Source organism: Ruthenibacterium lactatiformans, from assembly GCF_000949455.1.
Taxonomy (GTDB): Bacteria; Bacillota; Clostridia; order Oscillospirales; family Ruminococcaceae; genus Ruthenibacterium; species Ruthenibacterium lactatiformans.
On the sequence record NZ_JXXK01000001.1, the window covers coordinates 94,836 to 117,175 of the forward strand.

A 22,340-nucleotide genomic window follows, 5' to 3' on the forward strand; every position below is an offset into this window, starting at 1 on the left:
ATGGCAAACAAATATTTGATTTTACTGGTGGAAGATGAAAGCAACATTGCCAGTTTCATCACAACGGTTCTGCGCGCGAACCAGTATGAGGTGAAACGCGCAGCCACGGGGGAGGAGGCGTTGATGATGGCGTCCTCCTACTGTCCGGATCTGATCATTCTGGATTTGGGCCTGCCGGATATCGACGGGCAGAAAGTGCTCAGTACGGTGCGCAGCTGGACACAGACGCCGGTGATCGTTGTATCGGCGCGTTCCCATGAGCGGGATAAGGTGGAATCTTTGGATCTGGGCGCGGATGATTATATCACAAAGCCTTTTGGGACCAGCGAGCTGTTGGCCCGTGTGCGCACAGCGCTGCGCCACAGCCAGAACAGAGCGGATATAAATGCATCGGGCGGCGTGTTCCGTGCGGGCAAAATGCGCATCGATTATGACAAGCGCCGGGTAACGGTAGACGGTGCGGATGTGCATTTGACGCAAACGGAATATAATATCGTCGCGTTGCTGTCGCGCCATGCCGGGCGTGTGCTTACTTACGACTTTGTGATGCGGGAGACCTGGGGCCCCGGCGTTACAGGGGGCAGCAATCAGATTTTGCGCGTGAATATGGCAAATATTCGCCGCAAGATGGAAAAGAACCCCGCGGAGCCGGAATATATTTTTACGGAGACCGGCGTCGGTTACCGGATGCTGGACGGGGAAAAGGAATAAGTCTTAACGGAAGATTGGCGGCTGCCCGCGGTTTCTTAACGGCAATTAACGCCTTTTTTCAGTATACTGGATTCTGCAATTATTATTTTCGGCGGAAAGGGCGGATTCCAGTTGGAGTATTATTTTGTAACAGCAGGAGCGATAAGAGATGAGCACGGTGTGGTTCATAGGACCTATGGAATCGCACTTTGGAAAGACGGTGGGGTCCGACGGAAAATCGAAGATATCTCCACAAACAAACATCATGTAAAGTTGATGGCGGGGTGCATGAACCGTCGGCGTGTCGCCTCTGTGCATTTCGAAGGTGTGGTTGAGGATATGCTTGCGTGCGGTTCCCCGCGTGTGGCGAAGAATAAAAGCTTTTTCTCTCAGGCTGTACGGCATATACATATTGCTGCTATTTATTAAGGATATATTGGGGCTGCGGGCGCTATCGAAGAGAGGGCGTCCGCAGTCTCTTTTGTTTCGATGTTTTGCGCGCCGTCTGCATGTGTGCTATAATAATTTCTATGGCTAACGAGAGGGATGGGGAAGATGTTTAAACGAAAAAGCGTATTGTATACCTGGTGTCTTTCCTATGGACTGCTGCTCTTGATGATGGTGGTCATGTGCATTATGCTGGGGCGCAATGCGCGAAACCAGCTCATCAGTGAATATAAATCTATTACGCAGACGCTGCAAAAGCAGAGCAACAACGCGATCAATGATTATTTCGATGAACTGGAGCGCTGTGCGTATGAGATCAGCAACGATTATCTGGTAAACGATTTTGTTTCTACGCCTGATCCAAGCGGCTCGAAATATTACAATTTGCAGCCCATTCAGCAGTCTCTTTCGGTATACGCGCTCCAGTCCGGCGGAGAGGTGAGCCGATATCTTTACATGGACAATATCGGCAGGACTCTTTCCAAAGATACAATTTACGGACTGTATGAATTTTACACCTCGTTAAGGCTGGAAGCCGCCATGTCTGCCGGGGATTTCACCACACTTTTGCAGGACTATCATTACAACGAGCTGTATGTGTTTGAAACAGGCGGAAAATCAGAAGCATTGATGCTGACGAGCGTGCCCCTTGTGGGCGGAACGCCAAAAGGAACATTGGTACAAGTGATGAACCCCGAAACCATTGCGGGAATGATCCAGTCAAACTCCGCCGTTGAGGACAGTACGACAGTGCTGCTGGATTCGGACGGCTCATTGCTGAGCGCAACAGGTGATGCTGCGGTTGCGGAGCTGCTGGAAAACGCCGACGTGTCTTCCGCGGAGGACTCGGAGATCACATTGGGCGGACAGCTCTACTGGATACAGCGCGAACGGCTCCCGAAAGCCGGGTGGCATCTTATCACGGTCGTACCGATGTCTTCCATCGGTGCAAAGTCAGATTGGATCATCCGCCGGGCACTCCCGGTCATGCTGGCTATGGTCTGCATGACAGCGGTGCTGTGTCTGTGTTTTTTGTATATCCAATACAAGCCGCTTAACCGGCTTCGCAAGGAACTTGCCGGCACAGCGGGCCACGCGCTGAGCGGAAATGAGTATGACCAGCTGTTGGCTGCGTTTACAGACGCAAAAAGCAGCAGAGATCAGATACAAATGCTGTGGGAGAACCAGAGGAACGAGCTGCGGCAGGAATTTGTGCAGTCCTGCATTGAAGGCGACGTTGTATATGATGAAAAGCATCTGCATCAGGTCCTGGAGCGTCTGGATGCCGGCTTCAGCGGCGATTGGTTCGGTGTGGTCCTGCTGGACGCCGGAGGCGGAGCGGAGACGCTGCTGGACAGCGGCAGTGAGCGTGAAGCGCTGGAGGATCTTTTGAACCATATGGCGCAGGGCGTCCGGGCTTATCTTCTGCCGCGCGGACGCCAGTGGAGCATACTTTTAAACGCGGCCACCGGCAGTGGGATCGAACAAACCGTGGCGGAGCTGGACGCTTTGCTGAAACGCGCGGCGCGGGAGGCGGGCGGGGATTTTCTGTGCGCCTTTTCAAAACCATGGCGGGATTTTAAAAACATCCATCTTGCTTATCTGGCGGCCAACGAAGCGCTGCGCGAACAGCATGAAAAAGCCGCCGGTTGTCAGGAACAATGCGGGCCGACTCTGCAACCGGCGCAGGTGCCGCGGCTTTCCAGTGAGCAGGAAGAGCTTTTGATGCGCTACATCGCGGCAGGAAATGAAGAAGAAGCAGCTTCTGTTCTGCAGATGATCCTGCGGCACAATTGGGAAGAGCAGGAGCTCCCTGTCAGCATGTGCCGCTGTTTGGCGTATGACCTGTTGTGCGGTATTCTGCGCTGCCTGGGAACCATGCCCGAGGTGTGGGAGCAGCAGCGGGAGGCGCTGCGGGCGGACCTGCATCTGCTGCGCCACGCAGGCACTCGGGATGAGATAGCACAGATGCTGATGGCGACGGTGCTTCGCTCATCCGCCGCCTGTGAGGGCTTTCACACTGTGGCGGGCGCAGCGCGGGAACAGCCGATGGAGCGCATCATGCAGTGTGTGAATGAGCATTACAGAGACCTGGATTTCAATGTATCCCGGGCCGCGGAATACCTGGGCATGAGCGTACCGTATCTTTCCAACCTGTTCAAACAGCAAACAGGGATCGGCCTTTTGAATTACATCAGCGGCCTGCGCGTCAAATATGCGAAGCAGTGTATTTTGGAACGGCACATTTCGGTCGCGCAAGCCGCGCATGAGGCCGGGTTCGAAAATATCAATACGTTTATCCGTATCTTCAAAAAATATGAGGGCACGACGCCCGGAAGCATCAACAGCTGAGCTTGAAATGTCGTCTCGGCGGGAAGGTTGACAAAACTTTCCCGCTTTTTTTGTGCGGTTTACAAATAGATTTGAAAAAAATAGTGATAGACAAAAAACTAGCGATGGCGAAAAACTGTAAATACAAAACAAAAATACATTGCATTAAAAACTAAAGATGGCAATTTTGACGAATGGTTGATAAACTGAAAGCGTTGAAACCCGGACGTTTCGGGATAATAAAATGGAGTGAAAAGAGGTACAAACATGAAGAAGAGCATTTCCGCATTTCTCGCATGTGCAGTCATGGCGCTCTCGCTGGCAGGTTGCGGTGAAGGCGGCACGCCGGTTCCGTCATCCGGCAACGGACCAGATGGAGAGTTGCCCAACACTTCGGGGACGGCCACGTCCGTCACTTGGTGGATGGATCCATTGAATCTTTCGTCTAGCGTACTTTCAGGTTTCGACGAATCTTTAGGCTGGCAGAAATACGAGGAGAATTTGGGTGTAGATATTGTATGGCAGCAGCCTGCCAGCGGCCAGTCCGCCGAACAGTTCAATCTTATCATTGCCTCGCCTGACATGCCGGACATCATGTATTACAGCTGGTTGAACGCCTATCCGGGCGGTCCGGACGCCGCCATTGCGGATGGAAAGATCGTGGCGTTGAACGATTATATTGAGGAATATGCGCCGAATTTTACAGCATATCTTGAGGCGCACCCGGACGTTGCAAAAGAAATCATGACCGACTCAGGCAATATTTATTGTTTCCCGGCTATATATACCTATACGAGCCAGGACAGCGGTGTGTGGCAGAACACTATCGAGCGTGAGCCCTATGATGAAACGTTTATTGGACTCATGCCACGCTGGCTCAGAGTTTTGCATCAGCATTCGACATCACGCTGCCCGTTGTGGGCATGCCAGGCATGGGAAGCGATTTTGCGCTGCGCGAGGACGGCACAATTCAGTACGGCCCAGCCGAGGACGGCTACGGCGAATATCTGACATTTATGCATAGACTGTATGAGGAAGGCTTGCTGGATCCGGATTTTATGGTGCAGGATGCCACCACGATGCACACAAAGATCGTCAACGGCGAGGTGGGGGCATGGGTCCAGATGATGCCCATCGGTATCGGAGGACTGCGCGGACAAGTTCTGGCGCTCGATCCTGATTCTGATTTCTATCCAATTGGTGTGCTGAACCCCGTGAAGGAAGAAGGTCAGCAGCTGCGCTATCGTCAGGGAAACCTTGCCTATACGGCCTCCGGTGCCGCAATTACAACATCCTGTAAAGATATTGCCACGGCGTGCCGTGTGTTGGATTACGCTTGGAGCGATGAAGGCAATATGCTGCTTAACTGGGGCATCGAGGGCGAGTCGTATCAGATGGTGGACGGCTGGCCGGAACTGACGGAACAGATTCTTAATGATTCCCAGTACACGCCGTCCGAGGCTTTCTCCCGCTACCGGAACCTCAACGGTCCCTATCCGCAGGATCATACCCAGCGTCTCGTGCTCAAGCGCGACTACTCGCTGCCCGATGGCGCGGTAGACGAGAATATTGCGGCGCTGGATCTCTGGTCATCGAATGCCAACGGTTCGGTGCGCGCAGGCCTGCCCTCTATTACGATGTTGACGGAGGAGGCCAGCGAATATGCCAACACCTACAATGAATTGTCCACCTATGTGGAGGAAATGTTCTCGAAATTCATCATGGGCACGGAACCGCTTTCAAACTTTGAGCAGTACCAGCAAACACTCAAGACCATGGGGCTCGACCGTGTGCTGGAACTGCAGGAAGGCGCACTGCAGCGCTATTATAACCGCACCGCATGAAGGGGCGGTGCCCAAAATGAACCGACATAAATCTATTCGAGCGGACTGCGCCCTGACGGCATGTCTGCCGACAGAAGGAGACTGATCATGAATCGCACCCGTCACATATTGCGTGACCTGCGCCGCGATCTGGTGAAAAACCGCTGGATCTATATCATGGCAATCCCTGTGATTGCATTTTATATTCTGTTTTCCTATATTCCTATGGCCGGTGTACAGATCGCCTTCAAAGACTATAATTTCGGCGCAGGCATTTGGGGTAGCCCATGGGCGGGCCTCGAGCATTTCATCGCATTTTTCAGCGGGCCTTACGCCTGGCGAACCATCCGGAATACCATGCTGCTCAGTCTGTATACTATTCTTGTTACATTCCCGTTGCCTATCGTATTTGCACTGTTGCTCAACGAAGTGAAAAGCAAGCTATTCAAGCGTACCATACAGACGGTGAGCTACTTGCCCCACTTCATTTCGCTGGTAGTTATTTGCGGCATTATCAAGGAATTTACTCAGAGCACCGGCCTCGTCAGCTCGTTGCTGGCAATGGTGGGAGTTCCAGCCGAGACAATGCTGCAGGATCCCGCCCGCTTCCGTTCCATATATGTTGTCAGTGATCTTTGGCAAACGCTGGGCTGGAACTCCATCATCTATCTGGCGGCGCTTTCCGGCGTTGACCCGACGCTGTACGACGCGGCCGCTGTGGACGGCGCTGGACGATTCCGCCGTGTGCTCCACGTGACGATTCCGGCTATTATGCCCACCATCATTATTATGTTCATTTTGCGTGTAGGTCAGTTCATGAGCGTGGGATACGACAAGATACTGCTTTTGTACAACAGCAGCATCTATGAGACGGCAGATGTGATTTCCACATTTGTGTATCGTAAGGGTGTCGTAGAGTCAAATTTCAGTTTCAGTGCGGCCGTGGGCCTGTTCAATTCGATTGTAAACTTTTTCCTCGTTGTAATTGTGAATAAAATCAGCGACAAGGTCAGTGAGACGAGCCTGTGGTGAGAAGGAGAGGAGAAGAATGGTAGAAAAAAAGGCCTAGGTGCCAAGGTATTCGATGTGTGCAATCACTGTCTTCTTGTGCTCATTGGAATTGTTTGCCTGTATCCTTTCCTGTATGTGGTGTTTGCCTCGTTCAGCAACCCGGCGCAGTTCATGAAACACGATTTTACGCTGCTATGGTGGCCCAAGGGCTTTTCACTAACAGCATACAGCCGTGTTTTCACAAATGATCTTCTAACAGGCTATACCAATACGCTTATCTATGTGGTAGGAGGTACGGCCATCAGCATGCTTCTTACTTTCTTCGGAGCATATGTACTCTCGCGCAAAGGTTATATGCTTAAAAAACCGCTCACAATGTTCATCCTCTTCACAATGTATTTCAGCGGCGGCATCGTGCCATTTTATCTATGGATACAGGAACTCGGTTTTATCGACACGCGTTGGGCTATCCTTGTGCCGTTGGCACTGAACACATATAATATGATTGTGATGCGCACAGCATTCGCAAGTGTGCCCGAAAGTCTGATTGAAGCCGCGAAGTTGGACGGCGCGTCCGATATAACTTGTTTGTTCCGTATTATTATCCCGTTAAGTAAAGCGACGGTGGCGGTAATACTGCTGTTCTATGCAGTGGCACGCTGGAATGAATGGCTGCCCGCAGCTATGTTTCTTCGCAGTCGTGAATTATTCCCGCTACAGATATTTCTGCGGGAGATTCTGCTCACCAGCTCAGCAGAGTCCATGGTCAATACGGGTGGCGACGCTTCAAGTATGCTGGCGTTGTCCGAAATGATAAAATATGCTACCATCGTTGTTTCTACTTTGCCTATTTTAGTAGTGTATCCGTTCGTGCAAAAATATTTTGTTTCTGGCGTTATGGTTGGAGGCGTAAAAGAATAATGGAATACTATTTTCGCAAAAAAGACGATTTGCCCAGCATCCCGGAACTTCCGGACCCCTTTGAAAAACCGGACGGAAGCCGTGTGATGGTGCCCGAGGAATGGCCTGCGCAGCGGGAATATCTCAAAGAAATGCTTGCCCATTACCTGTACGGACATATGCCTAAAGATTCCGGCGTAACAAAAGGCGAGGTCGTTTTCTCGCGTCCTGTCTACAACGGAAAGGCCGTGGCTGAAACAATAAAGCTCACGGCAGGACGGAAGGGCGAGGTCGTGTTTTATGCAGACCTGATCCGGCCGGTGAAAGAAGGCAAGGTCCCTGTTTTCACTTGGAATCAATTTACTGGAACCCATGGTTCTCCGGCAGAAGAGGAGATCGTCTGCCGCAGAGGCTATGCCATTATGGAATTCGACAAGGAACAGCTCGCTCCGGACAACGGAGACGCCATTAACGGTGTTGTGGCGAAGGCTTTCCCGGAGTGCGACTGGGGCGCCATTGCCATGTGGGCCTGGGGACACAGCCGCCTGGTGGATTATCTGTTCACAACAGACTGGGCGGATACCGATAAGATCATCGCCACAGGACATTCCCGCGGCGGCAAGGTAGCGCTGTGCGCTGCAATTTACGACGAGCGCATCGCGCTGTGCGCACCCAACGGCTCCGGCTGCGGCGGGGCGGGCTGCTTCCGCTTTTTGGGCGGACGCTACGGCGAAGGCATTGGTCTGTGCGAAACGGCCGGCAGCATCAATGACATGCTGGGATACTGGTGGACGGACGCCTTTGGAGAATTCGGTGCGCGGCAAAAGCGCTATACGCGTTCCAATTTCCCGGTGGCCAAAAATCAGATGGAGTTTATGGCGAACTTTTCTCTGGACAAACTGGGAACACTGCAAGACGAGGACCGCCTGCCCTTTGATATGCACTTCGCAAAGGCGTTGATTGCGCCGCGCGCACTGATCACAACGGACGGCTTGGGCGATGTTTGGGCTAACACGTTCGGCACCCAGGTCACCTGGCGTGCCGCGCAGGAAGTGTTTGATTTTTTGGGTGTCCCCGAAAAAAATGCTCTGCATTTCCGAGAAGGAAAACACGAATTTCAGGCGGCGGATTGGATCGCCATTGTGGATTTCTGTGATGAGATGTTCTTCGGAAAGACGTCTGCGAACAATATCGTCAGCTTCCGGCCTGTGCAGCAGGCGGGAACGCCTATGGACGTCATGATGGAGCGCATGGACTGGAGAAAAACAGAGCTGCACTATACGTGGTCGAATCCCCTGGAAGATATGTAAAACACACCGCCGGCGAGATTCGGCAGACGTATATAACAGAACGGAAAGCTGTTTTAAAGGCAGCTTTCCGTTCTGCTCATTTTCTTTAGAAAATACGTACAAAAGGGTCCCGTATTCTGTGCATGTTCTGTCCGCAAAGTACCGCGTGCAGCATGAAAACGAAGCCGCGAACCTGCTTTTGGGCGAACGCAATGCTTGTTTTGCCGAAAAAGTCGAATTTTAAACATTTGCAATGTATTCTGCAATAATTAAATATGACGTTATATATTCTTCATGAAAAAGTGTGTTTATGTACCGCGCCGTGCGGCGGGGTAGCATCCACTACCGAAAATTTCCGCGCGCCGCAGATGACACCGTCCAAAGAGTCCGGATCGCTGGAGCAGTGGATGAGCTCCACAGTCTCGCCCTGTTCCTCAAGATGGGCCGCGATGCGCCGCAGCAGGGTAGATTTGCCGCAGCCTGGGCCGGCCTTCAAAAGGGCCGAGGTCTGTGTTTCCGCATCTTTTACAACTTGTGTGTAATAACTAGAAAAACCGGTGGGGGAAAGCGCTCCCAAAAAGAAATCCAATTCCTGCTGTTGCATATGCATACACCCCTTTAGTCCATAGTATGTAAATGCTGGGATTTTGACACAAAAACCCGCTGTTTTACAGCGGGTTTGCAGGATAATGCCTGCGCTTCGGTCAATCATAAGTGTGGGTGCACACGGCTTCGATTTTTTCGCGGATGGCGACATAGTCTGCGAAGCTCAGCGGCTTGTTGCCCGGGCTTCGGAGCAGCGCGGCGGGATGGAGTGTGGCGGTGAAGTAAACGCCGTTCTTTTCCACCCACTGGCCGTGCTCTTTCATGACGCTGTAATCCGGACGGATGATGCGCTGCGCGGCGATACGCCCCAGGCAGACGACGATTTTCGGCTTGATCAGCCGGAACTGCTCGCGCAGATAGGGGATGCATGCGTCCCATTCATTGGGCAGAGGGTCCCGGTTTTCAGGCGGGCGGCACTTGACGATGTTTGTGATGAACACATTTTTTTCGCGGTCCAGGTGAATCGCTTTCAGGTATTGGTCCAGCAGCTGGCCGCTGCGTCCCACAAAGGGAAGGCCCTGCTCGTCCTCGTTGCGTCCCGGCGCCTCGCCGATGAACAGAACTTCGGCGTTGGGGTTTCCCGTGCCGAACACGACGTGGGTGCGGGTGCAGCACAGATCGCACTTTTCGCACACAAGGCAGGTTTGCTTTAATTGCTCAAAATCCATTTTTAATCACCTTTTATTGCTTTATTCTTTTAATTATAGCACATACCCCTTGCGGTTTTAAATGCGGATTGCTAAAATAGTATTGTACCTGGAAGGAGGACTTATAATGAATATTCTTGTGGAAACTTCTGCCCGTCATGTGCATGTAACCGAGGCCGATCTGGAGACCCTGTTCGGCAAAGGATATCAGCTCACTGTGAAAAAAGAGCTTTCTCAGCCCGGCCAGTACGCGTCTAACGAGCGCGTGACGGTTGTCGGCCCGAAGAAGGAGCTTGCCAATGTTTCGATTCTCGGCCCGTGCCGCAGCGCCACGCAGGTGGAGCTGAGCATGACCGATGCGCGCTCCATTGGTATTGTCGCACCGGTGCGTGAATCCGGTGATGTGGTCGGGTCTGCCGGTTGCAAGCTTGTCGGTCCGGCAGGCGAGGTGGAGATCGGCGAGGGCGTTATCATTGCCAAGCGGCATATCCACATGACTCCGGCCGATGCAGCGGCCGCAGGCGTGGCGGACAAGGATATTGTCAAGGTCGTTACAGGCGGCAACGGCCGTAAGCTGGTGTTCGATGATGTGGTCATTCGTGTGAGCGAGAAATTCGCTACGGCTATGCATATCGATACCGACGAAAGCAATGCTGCGGGCGGCCCCAACAGCGGAGAGATCATTAAATAAGAATGCCTGCGTGCAGGCGGGACGCGGCTTTTGCCGCGTCCCGCTTTTTTCTTGCATTCGGCTTGAAAATATAGTATAATATAACCCGAAACACCCGGAGACGCGGCCGTGGCCACGCATGTCTGCAGTTCCGTATAAAGGCGAAGGTGCGGCGGCCGGGGAGCCGCATCAGAGAACAACCGGACAGGGCGAAGGTTTGTACTGTTCGGCATACAGAGGGCGGGCCCTGTGCGACGGGGCTCCATGAACCATGTCAGGCGGGGAACCGAGCAGCATTAAGTGGCCTGCCTTGTGCGCCGCAGGCAGCCTGTCCTCTGTATGCCGAGCCGTATAACGGGCGTTTAGCGCCGCGTCCTGTCCTGTTTTTTGCCGCATCTTCAAAAGGAGGCCGTGAATATGTACCGTGCGCTTTACCGTAAATGGCGTCCTGCAACATTTGAGGACGTTGTGGGCCAGGCGGGCATTACCACGGCGCTGAAGAACCAGATATTGCACGACAAAGTAGGACATGCCTACATTTTTACAGGCACGCGCGGCACCGGTAAAACGACCTGCGCCAAGATATTCGCCAAAGCAGTGAACTGTCAAAGCCGGAATGGCGCAGACCCTTGCGGACAATGCCCGGTATGTACGGGTATTGACGATGGCAGTGTGATGGACGTTGTGGAAATCGACGCCGCATCCAACAATGGCGTGGACAATATCCGGGATCTGCGGGATGAAACGGCTTACACGCCCAGTGTCTGCACATACAAAGTATATATTATCGACGAGGTGCACATGCTCTCCACAGCGGCGTTCAATGCGCTGCTCAAAATAATGGAGGAACCGCCCAGCCACGTTATTTTTATTTTGGCCACCACGGAGATCCACAAGGTGCCCGCGACGATTCTGTCCCGATGCCAACGCTATGATTTCACCCGCATTGCGCCTCAGGATATCGAGGGCCGTTTGCTGTATGTGGCCGGGCAGGAGAAAATCGAATTGACGCCGGATGCCGCCGGGCTGATCGCGCGGTTGGCCGACGGGGCGATGCGCGACGCGCTTTCCATTTTGGATACATGCGCAGGCGTGACGAACCAGGTGGATGCGGACGTTGTGCGCCGTATGGCGGGCGTGACTGATAAAAGCTACCTGTTTGATTTGGCCGGTGCCGTGGCAAGGCAGGATGCGGCGGGCGCGCTTCGCCTGGTGGCGGAGCTGCGGGAGAAATCCATCGATATCAAGCGCTTGTGCGATGAAATGATCCTGCATTACCGCAATCTGCTGCTTGCCGGAATGTCCGGCGGACAAGGTCTGCTGGTAGGTGTGAGCCCGGAAGAAGAGCGGAAGTATCTGGAGGCTGCGCCCAAAGTTCCTCAGAATGATGCGGTACGCGCCATCAAGATCTTATGTGGTGCGCTGGACAAGATGGGGAAGGGGACCGACGCGCGCATCGAGCTGGAAGTCGCGTTGTTCAAGCTGTGCGAGGGTGCGCCGGATGTCCAGACGGTTCATCCTGTTGTTTCGCAGCCCTTTGCTGCTGTGCCTGCCGCCCCGCAGCCGTTTGCGGCGGCTTCTGTCTCTGCGCCGGGAGCGCAGTTCAGTGCGGCAGCTGCTTCGGCTGCTGAAACTGCACCGGCGGTTGTGTCCTCTGCCCAAATGCCTGCTTCAGCCGCCGAAGCCAAACCTGTGGCTGTATCCTCTCCGCAGCAGGCACCGAAGAAGGAGCCTTCCGCGCCGAAGCCGGCGGCGCCATCTCTGGCGCCGCCTCCGCCGTTGGCGGACGGTGTGGTACAGGAGCCGTTTGCGGCATGGAAAAAAGTCGTTGCGGCGATGGAGGCCAAGGATCAGCTTTTGTTTGTCTATTTGCGCAATTCCAATGCATTTTATGATGGCAAGCGTGTATTGATCGACGGAAGCGACCTTTTCCTGGAGTATATGCGCAAAAATGACTATTCGGCAGACCTTATCAAAAAAACCATTGCCGAAGTGACGGGCACAAGATATGCCATCGGCCCCTACAAGCGCAAAAGGCAGGAGGAAGAGGCCAGACAGAGTGCCGAAGACGTTCTAAGCCAGCTGGAACGGCAGGGTGTTGAAATAGTTTACGAAAACGAATGATATAAAGGAGAAATCGTAATGAAAGCAAGATTACCGCAGGGGTACGGCAAGCAGAGCCAGCAGCAGCTGATGCAGCAGGTGCAGCAGATGCAGGAGAATATGCGTCTGAAGCAGGAGGAACTGGAAAACACGGAGTACAGCGTCACCTCGGGCGGCGGCATGGTAGAACTGAAGATGACGGGCAAACATCAGGTGACAGGGCTGAAAATCAACCCGGACGTTGTTGAAAAAGATGACGTGGAAATGCTGGAAGACCTGATTGCTGCGGCGGTAAACGAAGCTGTGCGTGTGGTGGACGAAGCATCGGAAAAGGAAATGGGTGCGCTGACGGGCGGACTGAATATTCCTGGGCTGGGTCTGTAACGGGAAGAACGCAGAAGGAGCGAGAATCGCATTATGGGATATAACGCGGCGCCGCTGGAACGGCTGATCGAACAATTCGCCAAGCTGCCGGGCATCGGCCGGAAAGGCGCCACGCGCCTGGCGTATCAGGTGCTGAGCATGGATAAAGAAGAAGCTCTGGACTTTGCCCGCGCCATTGAAGAAGCCCATACGAAAATCCATCGCTGCAGAGTGTGCCAGAATTTTACAGAGGATGAGATCTGCGCCATCTGCACCGGAGAGGCGCGGGACCACAGCGTGATCTGTGTGGTGGAAAACCCGCGGGACGTGACGGCGTTTGAACGCACGCGGGAATATCGGGGGCTGTACCACGTGCTGCACGGGCTGATTTCTCCGATGGACGGTGTGGGCGCAGAACAGCTCTGCATCAAAGAGCTGTTGGCGCGTATTCAGGCAGGCGGTGTAAAGGAAATCATTATGGCGACCAATCCCACGGTGGAGGGGGAGGCGACAGCCATGTATGTGGCGAAGCTTGTCAAGCCTCTGGGTGTGAAAGCCACGCGGCTTGCCTATGGACTTCCCGTGGGCAGTAATCTGGAGTATGCCGATGAGGTAACACTGGGGCGTTCACTGGCAAACCGCGGCGAATTGTGACGTGTGCGGGCGAAGCACTTGACAAAGGGGCCGCAATCGGGTATTCTATTATCCCACGGCAGGAGGTGACAAAATGGCCGGACAGGAAAACAGCAAGTTGATCGCAGTGAACCGCAAGGCACGCCACGACTATTTTGTCATGGAAGCCATGGAGGCGGGCGTCGAGCTGGTGGGAACGGAAGTGAAAAGCATCCGTACCGGCGCAGTAAATCTGAAGGACTCGTGGGTGGAGATCGATGGCGGTGAGCTGTATGTTTTGGGCATGCACATCAGCCCATATGAGAAAGGCAACATTTTTAACCGGGACCCGGTGCGTAAACGCAAGCTGCTGGTGCATAAACGGGAAATCAAACACCTGCAGGAGCAGCAGAAGCTGCAAGGATATACACTGATCCCCTTGCAGCTTTATTTCAAACGTGGTAAAGTAAAGTTGGAGCTTGGTGTGTGCAAAGGCAAAAAGCTCTATGACAAGAGAGCCGATATGGCGGCGCGGGAAGCAAAACGGGACATCGACCGCGCCATGAAAGAGCAGCGCCGTTAAGGCTGTCATCGAACAGCCTTTTATATGGGGATGTAAAGGTTTCGACGGAGAGAGGAAAGCGAAAGCAGCGGGTAGTGCTCGGGGGACGCACTTAAAACGCCTCCAAAAAAATAGCTAACAACAATAAATTAGCTGTCGCTGCCTAATTAAAGGCAGCTGTCTTGCCCGGCTTACCGCGCGCCGGGGTCAAGGCATCATTTAGCGGTGCACGTGAGCAGCATCAAGCTTTGTTTGCTGCCATGAACTGATGAAGCTACCGAAGCGGCGGCCCGTTTACCGGCCTGCCGATGGGGGAATCCTGTAGGTGAACTGCACCCGGAGATACTAGCGTGGACCTCTTTTCGGACACGGGTTCGATTCCCGTCATCTCCACCATAACTGGACACCAATTTTGACACAATGTGTATCAGAGCGGGTGTCCAGTTTCTTTTTGCAAAGTCCCTGCCATTTAACGAAAGCGGGCACTACGGCGGCCACTCCTTGGTTGCCGTAGTGCCTTTTTGTGTATAAACTTTTTAATTTTTAGAGCTGGATGTTGTGCATAATACGAACAGGAAGTATTATAAGGTCAACGCACTCCTTGCGTCCTTTCTGCTCGATTATTCGTATTTGACTTCAATAACCGCTGAGTCACCGCCCAACAATCCCGCCAGTTTCTCCGCAGCCAAGTTAATATGCCCCAGTTTGGTGTAGTTCCAAGTGTTTGAGGAAAAAAACACCACAAGCTGATTGCCGGAATACAGCACAATATCTCCCGGCTCGGTGGTCATCTGTACATCATTTCTGGAAAAACTCTGAGGCAGACTGCCCACTTGTTCAAAGCCGCCGTAAATCGTAGTGTTTACTGTAATTGTTCCGTTTTGGGCATAGACGAGCAATTCCTCAACTGTTTCATTATCCTCCCACGAGACATCCAACGCCATACCATTTACGATCATCGTGAGTTCTTTTTCCTGTGGCTCGGGCCCAGGCAAAGTGGTGCTTTTCTCAGGTTGCGTAGTTCTCGGCTTGGCGGTGATTTCTGCATGCGACGATATACTGTCTGGAACATACCGCTGCTCAGAGCAGCTGCAGAGCAGCGATACAGTCGCTAACAGCAGACAAAGAAAAATCCGTTCTTTCATTTAAGATATTCCTCAAAAAAACTTTTCAGTTTTTCAAAGGGGATTGCAGTCGGGCTGTCATAGAGGTCAACGTGGTTTGCACCCGGAATGATCATCAATTCCTTGTTGTCTCCGGTCAGCTTTTCATATGCACCCTCGCTGAAATAACGGGAGTGCGCCTTTTCTCCATGCACCAGTAGGACGGCAGAGCGAATTTCGCTGGAATACTGCAAAATCGGCATATTTATAAAGGGAAGAGAAGAAGTGACATTCCAGCCACTGCCTGAATTGAGAGAGCGAGGATGGTAGCCGCGCCGGGTCTTATAATAGCTATGGTAATCCTTCACAAACTGCGGTGCATCCTCCGGCAGTGGGTCGACCACGCCGCCGGCAAGAGCGTAGCTGCCGTTTTTGTAGTCCTCGGTGCGCTGGATGTTCATCGCCTGTTTCTTTGCGTAACGGGCATCGGCGGTGTTTTCGCTGTCAAAATATCCATTGGCGTTCACACGAGCCATATCATACATGGTCATGGCAGCGGTTGCCTTAATGCGGGTATCCATAGCAGCGGCATTGACTGCCATGCCGCCCCAGCCGCAAATGCCGATGATACCGATGCGGTCGGGGTCAACATTTTCCTGCACGGACAGAAAATCCACCGCGGCACAGAAATCTTCCGTGTTGATGTCCGGGGATGCCACATAACGGGGACTGCCGCCGCTTTCGCCGGTAAAGGACGGGTCAAAGGCGATGGTCAAGAATCCAAACTCCGCCATTGTCTGAGCATACAGCCCGGAAGACTGCTCCTTCACCGCGCCGAAAGGACCGCTGACCGCAATGGCTGAGAGCTTTCCGGCAGCATTTTTTGGCGTATACATATCCGCCGCCAGCGTGATGCCATAGCGGTTATGGAAGGTGATTTTCTGATGGTCTACTTTGTTGCTTTTGGGAAAGACCTTATCCCATTCTTGGGTCAATTCTAAATTTTCCACGTTTATACCTCCTTGCCTGACTGATAAGCCTGTTCCAGTGCAGGATGTCCGGCAATATCGCCAACGCTGCTGACACCGCCTGCAAAGATGGTTTCTGCCAATTCACAGCGGTCAAAGCAGTCTACCCAGCCTTGTACCGCCTTGACAGTGCCCTCTACCGTCGCTGCTTCATTCTCCGCCGCCGTTGCCAGAAGATAAGCTTTTGTAAAAGCATAGTCCGTACCGAACAGCGGATTGGCACGATCCAGCATGGTTTTAAACTGGCCGCTGACGCTGTAGTAATAGACCGGGGTGGCAAACACCAGCACATCTGCGTCGTGCATCTTTGCGGCAATCTCCGCCGCGTCGTCTTTAATTACACAATGACCGGCCTTGAGGCAGGCCAGACAGCCTTTGCAGAACCCAATCTGCTTTTCACGAAGCCAGACTGTTTCTACATGGTTTCCGGCATCCTGTGCGCCTTTTGCAAAAGATGCTGCCAGTGTTTCGGAATTGCCGCCTTTACGAGGACTGGAAGAAATAATCAAAACATTTTTACGCATCGAAAAATCTCCTTTTTCCATTGCATCGGTTTTGCATTTCTGCTATAGTTATGGTAATACATAAACCTGACTTTAGGTCAAGATGGATTTGAAAATTTATTTGTAATTTTTTCAGGAGAGCGTATGTATACGATTGGACAAGTTTCAGAAATGTTCGGTTTGCCCATTTCTACCTTGCGCTATTACGATAAACAGGGACTTTTTCCGGAGATGGAGCGAGTATCGGGCATCCGCAAATTTAGTGATACCGAACTTGAAGCATTGAGGGTTATTGAGTGTTTGAAAAAGTCCGGACTGGAAATCAAGGATATTAAGCAATTTATGGACTGGTGCGTGAAAGGTGCATCCACCTACTCCCAGAGAAAGGCACTCTTTGAAAAGCAAAGGGAAACACTGGAGGCGGAAATTGCCCATATGAACCAAGTGTTGGATATGCTGAAATTCAAGTGCTGGTACTATGGGCAGGCAGCGCAGGATGGCAGCGAAGATCGGGTGCGGAGCATGATTCCTAATGGTTTGCCGGAGGATGTACGGAAAGCATACGAGAATGCACACCATGATTAAAAACAAACAATTAAAAGAAGCACATACCGTTTGACCCTTGCACACAAGGTTGGAGAGGTTCACATTTGGTGTCAAAAAGAGTCTTTGTTTTTTCACGTGAATCCGAACTTGTGCCGATTGGCGATGGGTTCGGATTGGTTTATTAACGAAGAAAAAATTTTATAAAGTTTACACTATTGAAGTTCAAGCAAAGCTTTCCATAACGGATGGTGCCGCATACCCATAAATGAAAGACATCCTCCGTATTGCTGGAAACCAATAAGCGGCCGCCGGAATCATTCCGGCGGCCGCTTATTAAATGGTTTTCCCATGTGCTTTCACGCGCTTTTAGTCCAGCACAATGGCATGGACGGCTTCGATCAGATCGACTGCGCTGGTACGCGTCACCAGCGACACCGGCGCACCGTCAACCACCGCAAGGCAGTGAGAGCCGTCGTAGCGATACAGTTTAATCTGAACTTCCGGATGATTTTCATTATCCAGATAAACCGTCAGGCCAATCTCTTCTTGCTGCGAGGGCTGCTCGGACGTAAAGCTTTCCGCAACCAAGCCTTCCAGAGCGCTCTGGAACATGGCGATATCCAGCTCTTCCTCGCCATAGAAATATGTGCGATCGTTGCCTTTTTTTTCGGAAGCAATGGTATACTCCGCACCATCAAGAGAAATGTCGATTTGCTCGATGTCTGCAAAGTCTGCGCTGAGCACCTCAAGATGACGAAGAGAGTTGTACGCCGCGGCTGTCAGCGCTTTGTAATCTGCTGCAGATATCTGATAGACGATCTGCGATTCCCCAACCCGCGCGTAAGCCGTAATCTCTTCCTCTTTGCTGTCTGTCTCTCCGTTTTCGACGCTGCTCTCCGCTTCGGTTGTCTCATCCGCTTCGGCCGCAGTCTTTTCATCAGGAGCCCGGCTGATATTCAGCACAAAGGCATCGGAAAAGCTCTCGCCATCTTCGTCTTCCGAAGTGTAGTTCAGCGAAATTGTCAGTTCCGGTGAATCCAGCCCATAGGACTGCAGCTCTTCCTCCGTTGCGTTATAGGTGACATAATCCGTCAGAACTGCGTCGGTTATACTGTCCAGATAGCTCTGCACGCGTTCGGTGTCCAACGGCAGCATTTCGCCGCCTATTTGGGCAAAATAAACATCATCGGCACAATAGGTGTTATCGCTGCCCTCCTCATAAACGATACTGTATGTTTCATCTCCGGAAAATTGGATCGAAGCCACGGCATCGAAGCGGGGGACATCATCGTGGTCGATCATGTCGCTGAGCACTGCGTCGAACTGATCCAGCGGGTCGTTTTGCACCAGATAGACATTTCCATCTCCGATTGAAACGTACCGCTCGGAATCCATGCTGCTGTAATCGCCCAACTGCACCTCATATTCCTGTTCATCGGTGGAAAACCGGATGGTGCAAACCGGGACATCCAGCCCGTATTGACCGTAATCTTGAACATTCTCAATAATAAAGGACGCGCCGAATTCCTCAAACTGCGCCAACAGTCCATTTATCTTTTCCTCACTTACAGGAAACGCTTCATCTTCATCGTAAAGCCATACTTCTTCCTTGTGAAAAGAGAGGGATTCCTCCTGATACTCCCACGACAGCGATGTTACTGTGTCGCTGGGAACCTTCAAAATGATTTCATCGCTGTTTTTGATCTGCTCCTGATGTTCTTCGAATCGGAGTACACCGAAGGTTGCGATGCAGGCGACGGCCAGAACGCCCAGCAGCAGATACAGCCTTTTATACCGTTTCATTCTGTTTTTTCCTCCTTGTCAATACCACGCAGATGCCGATTCCCAGATACAAAAGCGGGAACACGCCGATCATCATCACCTTCAGCAAAGAGGACGTGGACGCGCTGATCGTCAGATAATTGTAATTCAGCGACTTGCTTCGAATCGCCATGGCTTCGCTCTCGCCGACCAGAGATGACAACGCGTTCATGGCCATGTCTCCGTTGGCCCCAGAGGAATAGGCATTGTACATATCCTCAAGGAAGCTCGACGAGGCGAACCAGACGATTTTCCCGCCGCTGTTGGCCTCGACCGAGAGTGCAACAGAGAATGGACCGTCAATGTCGTCCTCCTCTTTTTCATAGGTGGAAAGGCTGTATCCTGCAATTTTGCTGAAGGCTGCGTCTGAGGTCGTGAGCAGCTCTGTCACAGTCCCATTTCCGGAAGAGCCGGTGCTCTTCATCCCTTGGGAAATCGGCATGATGGGAAAATAATTTTCTTCAATCAGAGAGTCTGTAATGTCACTACCGGCCATATCCGGAAGCAGTACATAAGGCGCCTGAAACGCATAGTGTTCCCGGTCCGCCTCAATTACTACGCCGTCGCTGGCCTCTACGCCATATGCCTCCAGCAGACCGTACAGATTTTTCAGCGTCCCTTCCTCTGTGGGCCCTGCCATGACAAGCAGCTTTCCACCGTCTGTCACATAGTTGGCCAGCATTTTCTGTTCTTCCTCGGAAATATCGCTGGTGGGTGCGTAAATCAGCACACAGTCCGCTTCCTCCGGCACGGAATCTACCGTCAACAGTGAAAAGCTGCTGACCTCAATGTTCTCCTTTTCAATTTGTTCACTGAATGTAGCCGGAAGCTCTGCTTCGCCGTGCCCCTCCAGCATATACAACTGCGGCAGTTCCTCGCTGACCACATAATCAATGGCTGAGGTAATGGCGCCTTCGCCGTCAAAGGAGGTGTTGTAGGAATAGGAATACACATCTGCTTCTTGGATATAGATATCGTCATAGCCGATAAACCGGCTGCGGTCTCCGCATTCCACAATCAAGCTGTTGTTTTGAACGGTTTCGTTTGTATACTGTTCCGTGAAGGTCGGGAAAACGTCCGGGTTTTTCTTTACGACCTTGATATGCCCGGAAAGGGTTTCGTACTTGCTGAGCAGGTTTTCAATGATGTCGTCCTCTTTTCCGGATTGAACGATCCAGTAAATCGTCACGTCCTGCTCCAGTGCGTTCACAACTACCTTTGTGTTGCTTGTAACGGAGTACAATTTCGTAGAGCTGATGTCGTATTTTGTCATTGCGGAGGGCAGGGCAGAAGCAAAGACATTTGCCACGACCAAAAGTGCCAGCACTACGGCAGAGATTATCAGCGAGTACGAGCCGCCGCGAAAGGCGTTGTAACTTGGCGGATTTTTCTTTAGCAGGTTCATCTTTTTCATCAGTTATACCTCCGTTTCTCAAGCGATTGCACAGACAGAAACAGGAAGAATACAATAACCGACAGAAAATATACGATGGCCGTCATGTCAAACACTCCGTTGACAAAGGTGTAAAAACGCTCAAACAGCGACAGCTTTTCCATAATGCGCGGCAGCAAACCCTCAAATTTAGAGCTGTCGATAAAGCAGACCGCCGCAATTGCCAGGAGCAGAATAAAACTGAACGCATAGGCGAGGTTATCGTTTTTTGTCAAATATCGGATTACCGCCCCCAAAGCCAGAACAATAACGCCCAGAGCAATCACAGAGCCGGTTGCCGTGGAAGAGACGTACTTTGAAAGGCTGACGCTGTAATAATTCAGCAAAATTACAGCAATGCCGATGCCCGCGGCAAAGCCCTGGTTTTCTGTAAGGGAAGAAATAAACACGCCCACTGCAATCAGCGCGGCGCCCAGAACAAAAAAGGCAAAAACAGAACCATAGGATGTCAAGAGATAAGCGTCGCCGAACTGCGAGAAAATCAGCGGGTAAATACAGATGATGCACAGAGGGATAAGATAGACTGTGAGCAGTGCCAGATATTTCCCGATGACTACCTGTGTGGTGGTGATGGGCAGGGAATACAGGAGCTGATCTGTTTTCTGCTTGCGCTCCTCCGCGATGACGCGCATCGTCAGGATTGGGACGATGACCACAAAGACGAGACAGCCGAAGCTGAGAACATATTCAAAGTTGCTCACAGATGCCTGAAGATTATACATCATGGCGCCGATCCCAACAAAAGCCAACAGAAATGCGCCGAACACATAGGCGGTCAGCGAATGGAAATACGCCCGCAATTCATGCTTCAATACCGCAGTCATTTACTCATTCCCTCACTTTCTCCCGCTTTAGCTGTTTGGGCGCGTCCTTCAGACGGCTGTTTTTTTCTGTCGTTCTCTGTCAGCTCGATAAACACGTCCTCCAGATTCGCTTTTTTCAGCGACATCTCAAGCAGAGCTGTTTTTCTTGTGGAAAAGGCAAAAAACACTGCGCGGGATACTGCAAAAATATCTTCACAGTCGGTTTTGATATGCGCCTGTACAAATCTTTCATCCCGCGCCTCGATGCGCACATCCGAGATGTTTTTGACGGAGGAGAGGATCTCCCGGATCTCCTGTTGGGACGAGTCGGCTGTGATGGTGATCTCGTTCGGCGCCAGCAGCCTTTTTTCCAGGTTCTCCGGTTCATCAAAGGCGACCAGTCTTCCTTTGGCGATAATCAAAATCCGGTCGCAGATCGTCTGCACCTCTGACAGGATGTGTGAGCTGAAAATAACAGTGTGCGTTTGTCCCAGCTCTTTGATCAGCGCGCGGATCTCAATGATCTGCATGGGGTCCAGACCGACAGTTGGTTCGTCAAGGACGATGACCCTCGGATTGCCCAGCAGCGCTTGCGCGATTCCGACGCGCTGCTTGTAACCCTTTGAAAGCGCGGAAATCCTGCGGCCCTTCACATCTCCGATTTTTGTCTGGCGGATCACTTCCTCGATTTGAGATTCCAGCTCTGCGCCATGAAGCCCTTTGGCCTCACCTACAAAACGCAGATATTCCATCGGCGTTTCGTTCATATACAGCGGCGGCTGCTCCGGCAGATAGCCAATCAGTTTTTTTGCTTTGCCTGCATCTTCAAAGATGCCGTAACCATCAATTTTAACGCTTCCCTCTGTAGCAGACAAACAGCCGGTCATAATGTTCATGGTGGTGGATTTTCCGGCGCCGTTTGGCCCCAGAAAGCCATATACATGTCCCTCGTCGATTTCGAACGAAAGGTCATCGACTGCCTTGAAGCCGCCATAGCATTTGGTCAAATGTTCGACCGATATCATGTTT

At 52.0% G+C, this 22,340-nt stretch carries 23 protein-coding genes and 2 other RNA genes; 16 read left to right on the forward strand and 9 right to left on the reverse strand.

The annotated features are described in order from the left end of the window. The 8 genes from TQ39_RS00445 (at window position 1) to TQ39_RS00475 (ending at window position 8,512) form a co-directional block, all read left to right on the forward strand. Window positions 1–711 carry a response regulator transcription factor gene (locus TQ39_RS00445; RefSeq protein ID WP_050004168.1) on the forward strand — a complete coding sequence of 237 codons (711 nt, stop codon included), beginning with the start codon at window positions 1–3 and terminating at the stop codon, window positions 709–711. A 111-nt stretch (window positions 712–822) separates the two neighbouring features. After that, window positions 823–1,119 carry a DUF6514 family protein gene (locus TQ39_RS21940; RefSeq protein WP_055080792.1) on the forward strand — a complete coding sequence of 99 codons (297 nt, stop codon included), beginning with the start codon at window positions 823–825 and terminating at the stop codon, window positions 1,117–1,119. A 126-nt stretch (window positions 1,120–1,245) separates the two neighbouring features. Then, window positions 1,246–3,489 carry an AraC family transcriptional regulator gene (locus tag TQ39_RS00450; protein ID WP_050004169.1) on the forward strand — a complete coding sequence of 748 codons (2,244 nt, stop codon included), beginning with the start codon at window positions 1,246–1,248 and terminating at the stop codon, window positions 3,487–3,489. A gap of 246 nt (window positions 3,490–3,735) precedes the next feature. Continuing rightward, complete coding sequence (locus TQ39_RS00455) at window positions 3,736–4,479, forward strand: type 2 periplasmic-binding domain-containing protein (RefSeq protein WP_156146139.1); 744 nt, start codon at window positions 3,736–3,738, stop codon at window positions 4,477–4,479. Further along, a complete protein-coding gene (locus tag TQ39_RS00460; protein ID WP_050004171.1) occupies window positions 4,401–5,312 on the forward strand; it encodes a type 2 periplasmic-binding domain-containing protein in 912 nt (303 codons plus the stop codon). The genes TQ39_RS00455 and TQ39_RS00460 overlap by 79 nt, the downstream gene beginning before the upstream one ends. Window positions 5,313–5,399: 87 nt before the next feature. Beyond that, window positions 5,400–6,323, forward strand: coding sequence for an ABC transporter permease (locus tag TQ39_RS00465; protein ID WP_050004172.1), 924 nt, complete (start codon window positions 5,400–5,402; stop codon window positions 6,321–6,323). A gap of 150 nt (window positions 6,324–6,473) precedes the next feature. Beyond that, window positions 6,474–7,223: a carbohydrate ABC transporter permease gene (locus TQ39_RS00470; RefSeq protein ID WP_242853436.1), complete on the forward strand. Its 750-nt coding sequence runs from the start codon at window positions 6,474–6,476 to the stop codon at window positions 7,221–7,223. Further along, window positions 7,223–8,512, forward strand: coding sequence for an alpha/beta hydrolase family protein (locus TQ39_RS00475; RefSeq protein ID WP_050004174.1), 1,290 nt, complete (start codon window positions 7,223–7,225; stop codon window positions 8,510–8,512). The genes TQ39_RS00470 and TQ39_RS00475 overlap by 1 nt, the downstream gene beginning before the upstream one ends. Window positions 8,513–8,783: 271 nt before the next feature. On the opposite strand, the gene TQ39_RS00480 is transcribed toward TQ39_RS00475, so the two are convergent. Continuing rightward, window positions 8,784–9,095 carry a P-loop domain-containing protein gene (locus TQ39_RS00480; protein ID WP_040910273.1) on the reverse strand — a complete coding sequence of 104 codons (312 nt, stop codon included), beginning with the start codon at window positions 9,093–9,095 and terminating at the stop codon, window positions 8,784–8,786. Between the two features lie 100 nt (window positions 9,096–9,195). Continuing rightward, entirely contained in the window at window positions 9,196–9,765 is a 570-nt protein-coding gene (locus TQ39_RS00485; RefSeq protein ID WP_009325676.1) for a uracil-DNA glycosylase, read from the reverse strand. Window positions 9,766–9,871: 106 nt separating this feature from the next. Between TQ39_RS00485 and pduL the strand changes: the two genes are divergently transcribed. The 7 genes from pduL to ssrA all read left to right on the forward strand — a co-directional run bounded on the left by pduL (window position 9,872) and on the right by ssrA (window position 14,450). Beyond that, the gene (gene pduL / locus TQ39_RS00490; RefSeq protein WP_050004175.1) at window positions 9,872–10,435 is read left to right on the forward strand and encodes a phosphate propanoyltransferase; all 564 of its coding nucleotides are present in this window, start codon (window positions 9,872–9,874) and stop codon (window positions 10,433–10,435) included. 217 nt (window positions 10,436–10,652) lie between these two features. Next, window positions 10,653–10,751, forward strand: an RNA gene (ffs, locus tag TQ39_RS19920) — signal recognition particle sRNA small type. 80 nt (window positions 10,752–10,831) lie between these two features. Then, window positions 10,832–12,538 carry a DNA polymerase III subunit gamma/tau gene (gene dnaX / locus TQ39_RS00495; RefSeq protein WP_050004176.1) on the forward strand — a complete coding sequence of 569 codons (1,707 nt, stop codon included), beginning with the start codon at window positions 10,832–10,834 and terminating at the stop codon, window positions 12,536–12,538. An 18-nt stretch (window positions 12,539–12,556) separates the two neighbouring features. Further along, window positions 12,557–12,901 (forward strand): YbaB/EbfC family nucleoid-associated protein, encoded by a 345-nt coding sequence (locus TQ39_RS00500; protein WP_009325679.1) that lies wholly within the window; start codon window positions 12,557–12,559, stop codon window positions 12,899–12,901. Between the two features lie 33 nt (window positions 12,902–12,934). Continuing rightward, complete coding sequence (recR, locus tag TQ39_RS00505; RefSeq protein WP_009325680.1) at window positions 12,935–13,534, forward strand: recombination mediator RecR; 600 nt, start codon at window positions 12,935–12,937, stop codon at window positions 13,532–13,534. Window positions 13,535–13,607: 73 nt separating this feature from the next. Then, the gene (gene smpB, locus TQ39_RS00510; protein WP_009325681.1) at window positions 13,608–14,075 is read left to right on the forward strand and encodes an SsrA-binding protein SmpB; all 468 of its coding nucleotides are present in this window, start codon (window positions 13,608–13,610) and stop codon (window positions 14,073–14,075) included. A 26-nt stretch (window positions 14,076–14,101) separates the two neighbouring features. Next, window positions 14,102–14,450, forward strand: a transfer-messenger RNA (tmRNA) gene (gene ssrA / locus TQ39_RS19925). Window positions 14,451–14,674: 224 nt separating this feature from the next. On the opposite strand, the gene TQ39_RS20640 is transcribed toward ssrA, so the two are convergent. From TQ39_RS20640 to TQ39_RS00525, 3 genes are read right to left on the reverse strand one after another with little or no spacing between them, the layout of a single operon-like run. After that, on the reverse strand, window positions 14,675–15,199 hold the full coding sequence (locus TQ39_RS20640) for a cyclophilin-like fold protein (protein ID WP_117459734.1): 525 nt from the start codon (window positions 15,197–15,199) through the stop codon (window positions 14,675–14,677). Continuing rightward, window positions 15,196–16,173, reverse strand: a complete 978-nt coding sequence (locus TQ39_RS00520; RefSeq protein WP_333492256.1) for an alpha/beta hydrolase — start codon at window positions 16,171–16,173, stop codon at window positions 15,196–15,198. The genes TQ39_RS20640 and TQ39_RS00520 overlap by 4 nt, the downstream gene beginning before the upstream one ends. Beyond that, window positions 16,170–16,709: a flavodoxin family protein gene (locus TQ39_RS00525; protein ID WP_050004179.1), complete on the reverse strand. Its 540-nt coding sequence runs from the start codon at window positions 16,707–16,709 to the stop codon at window positions 16,170–16,172. The genes TQ39_RS00520 and TQ39_RS00525 overlap by 4 nt, the downstream gene beginning before the upstream one ends. A gap of 123 nt (window positions 16,710–16,832) precedes the next feature. Here TQ39_RS00525 and TQ39_RS00530 point away from each other — a divergent pair, with 123 nt between their 5' ends. Then, entirely contained in the window at window positions 16,833–17,273 is a 441-nt protein-coding gene (locus TQ39_RS00530) for a MerR family transcriptional regulator (protein WP_009325685.1), read from the forward strand. Window positions 17,274–17,600: 327 nt separating this feature from the next. Here the strand turns inward: TQ39_RS00530 and TQ39_RS00535 are convergent, their stop codons facing one another. Genes TQ39_RS00535 through TQ39_RS00550 form a run of 4 tightly spaced genes read right to left on the reverse strand, consistent with a single transcriptional unit; the run spans window position 17,601 to window position 22,336 of the window. Next, window positions 17,601–19,037 (reverse strand): DUF4340 domain-containing protein, encoded by a 1,437-nt coding sequence (locus TQ39_RS00535; RefSeq protein WP_050004180.1) that lies wholly within the window; start codon window positions 19,035–19,037, stop codon window positions 17,601–17,603. After that, on the reverse strand, window positions 19,024–20,469 hold the full coding sequence (locus TQ39_RS00540; protein ID WP_050004181.1) for a GldG family protein: 1,446 nt from the start codon (window positions 20,467–20,469) through the stop codon (window positions 19,024–19,026). Before TQ39_RS00540 ends, TQ39_RS00535 begins: the two co-directional genes overlap by 14 nt. Further along, the gene (locus TQ39_RS00545; RefSeq protein ID WP_050004182.1) at window positions 20,469–21,332 is read right to left on the reverse strand and encodes an ABC transporter permease; all 864 of its coding nucleotides are present in this window, start codon (window positions 21,330–21,332) and stop codon (window positions 20,469–20,471) included. Before TQ39_RS00545 ends, TQ39_RS00540 begins: the two co-directional genes overlap by 1 nt. Then, complete coding sequence (locus tag TQ39_RS00550; RefSeq protein ID WP_050004183.1) at window positions 21,329–22,336, reverse strand: ABC transporter ATP-binding protein; 1,008 nt, start codon at window positions 22,334–22,336, stop codon at window positions 21,329–21,331. Before TQ39_RS00550 ends, TQ39_RS00545 begins: the two co-directional genes overlap by 4 nt. Window positions 22,337–22,340: the final 4 nt, after the last annotated feature.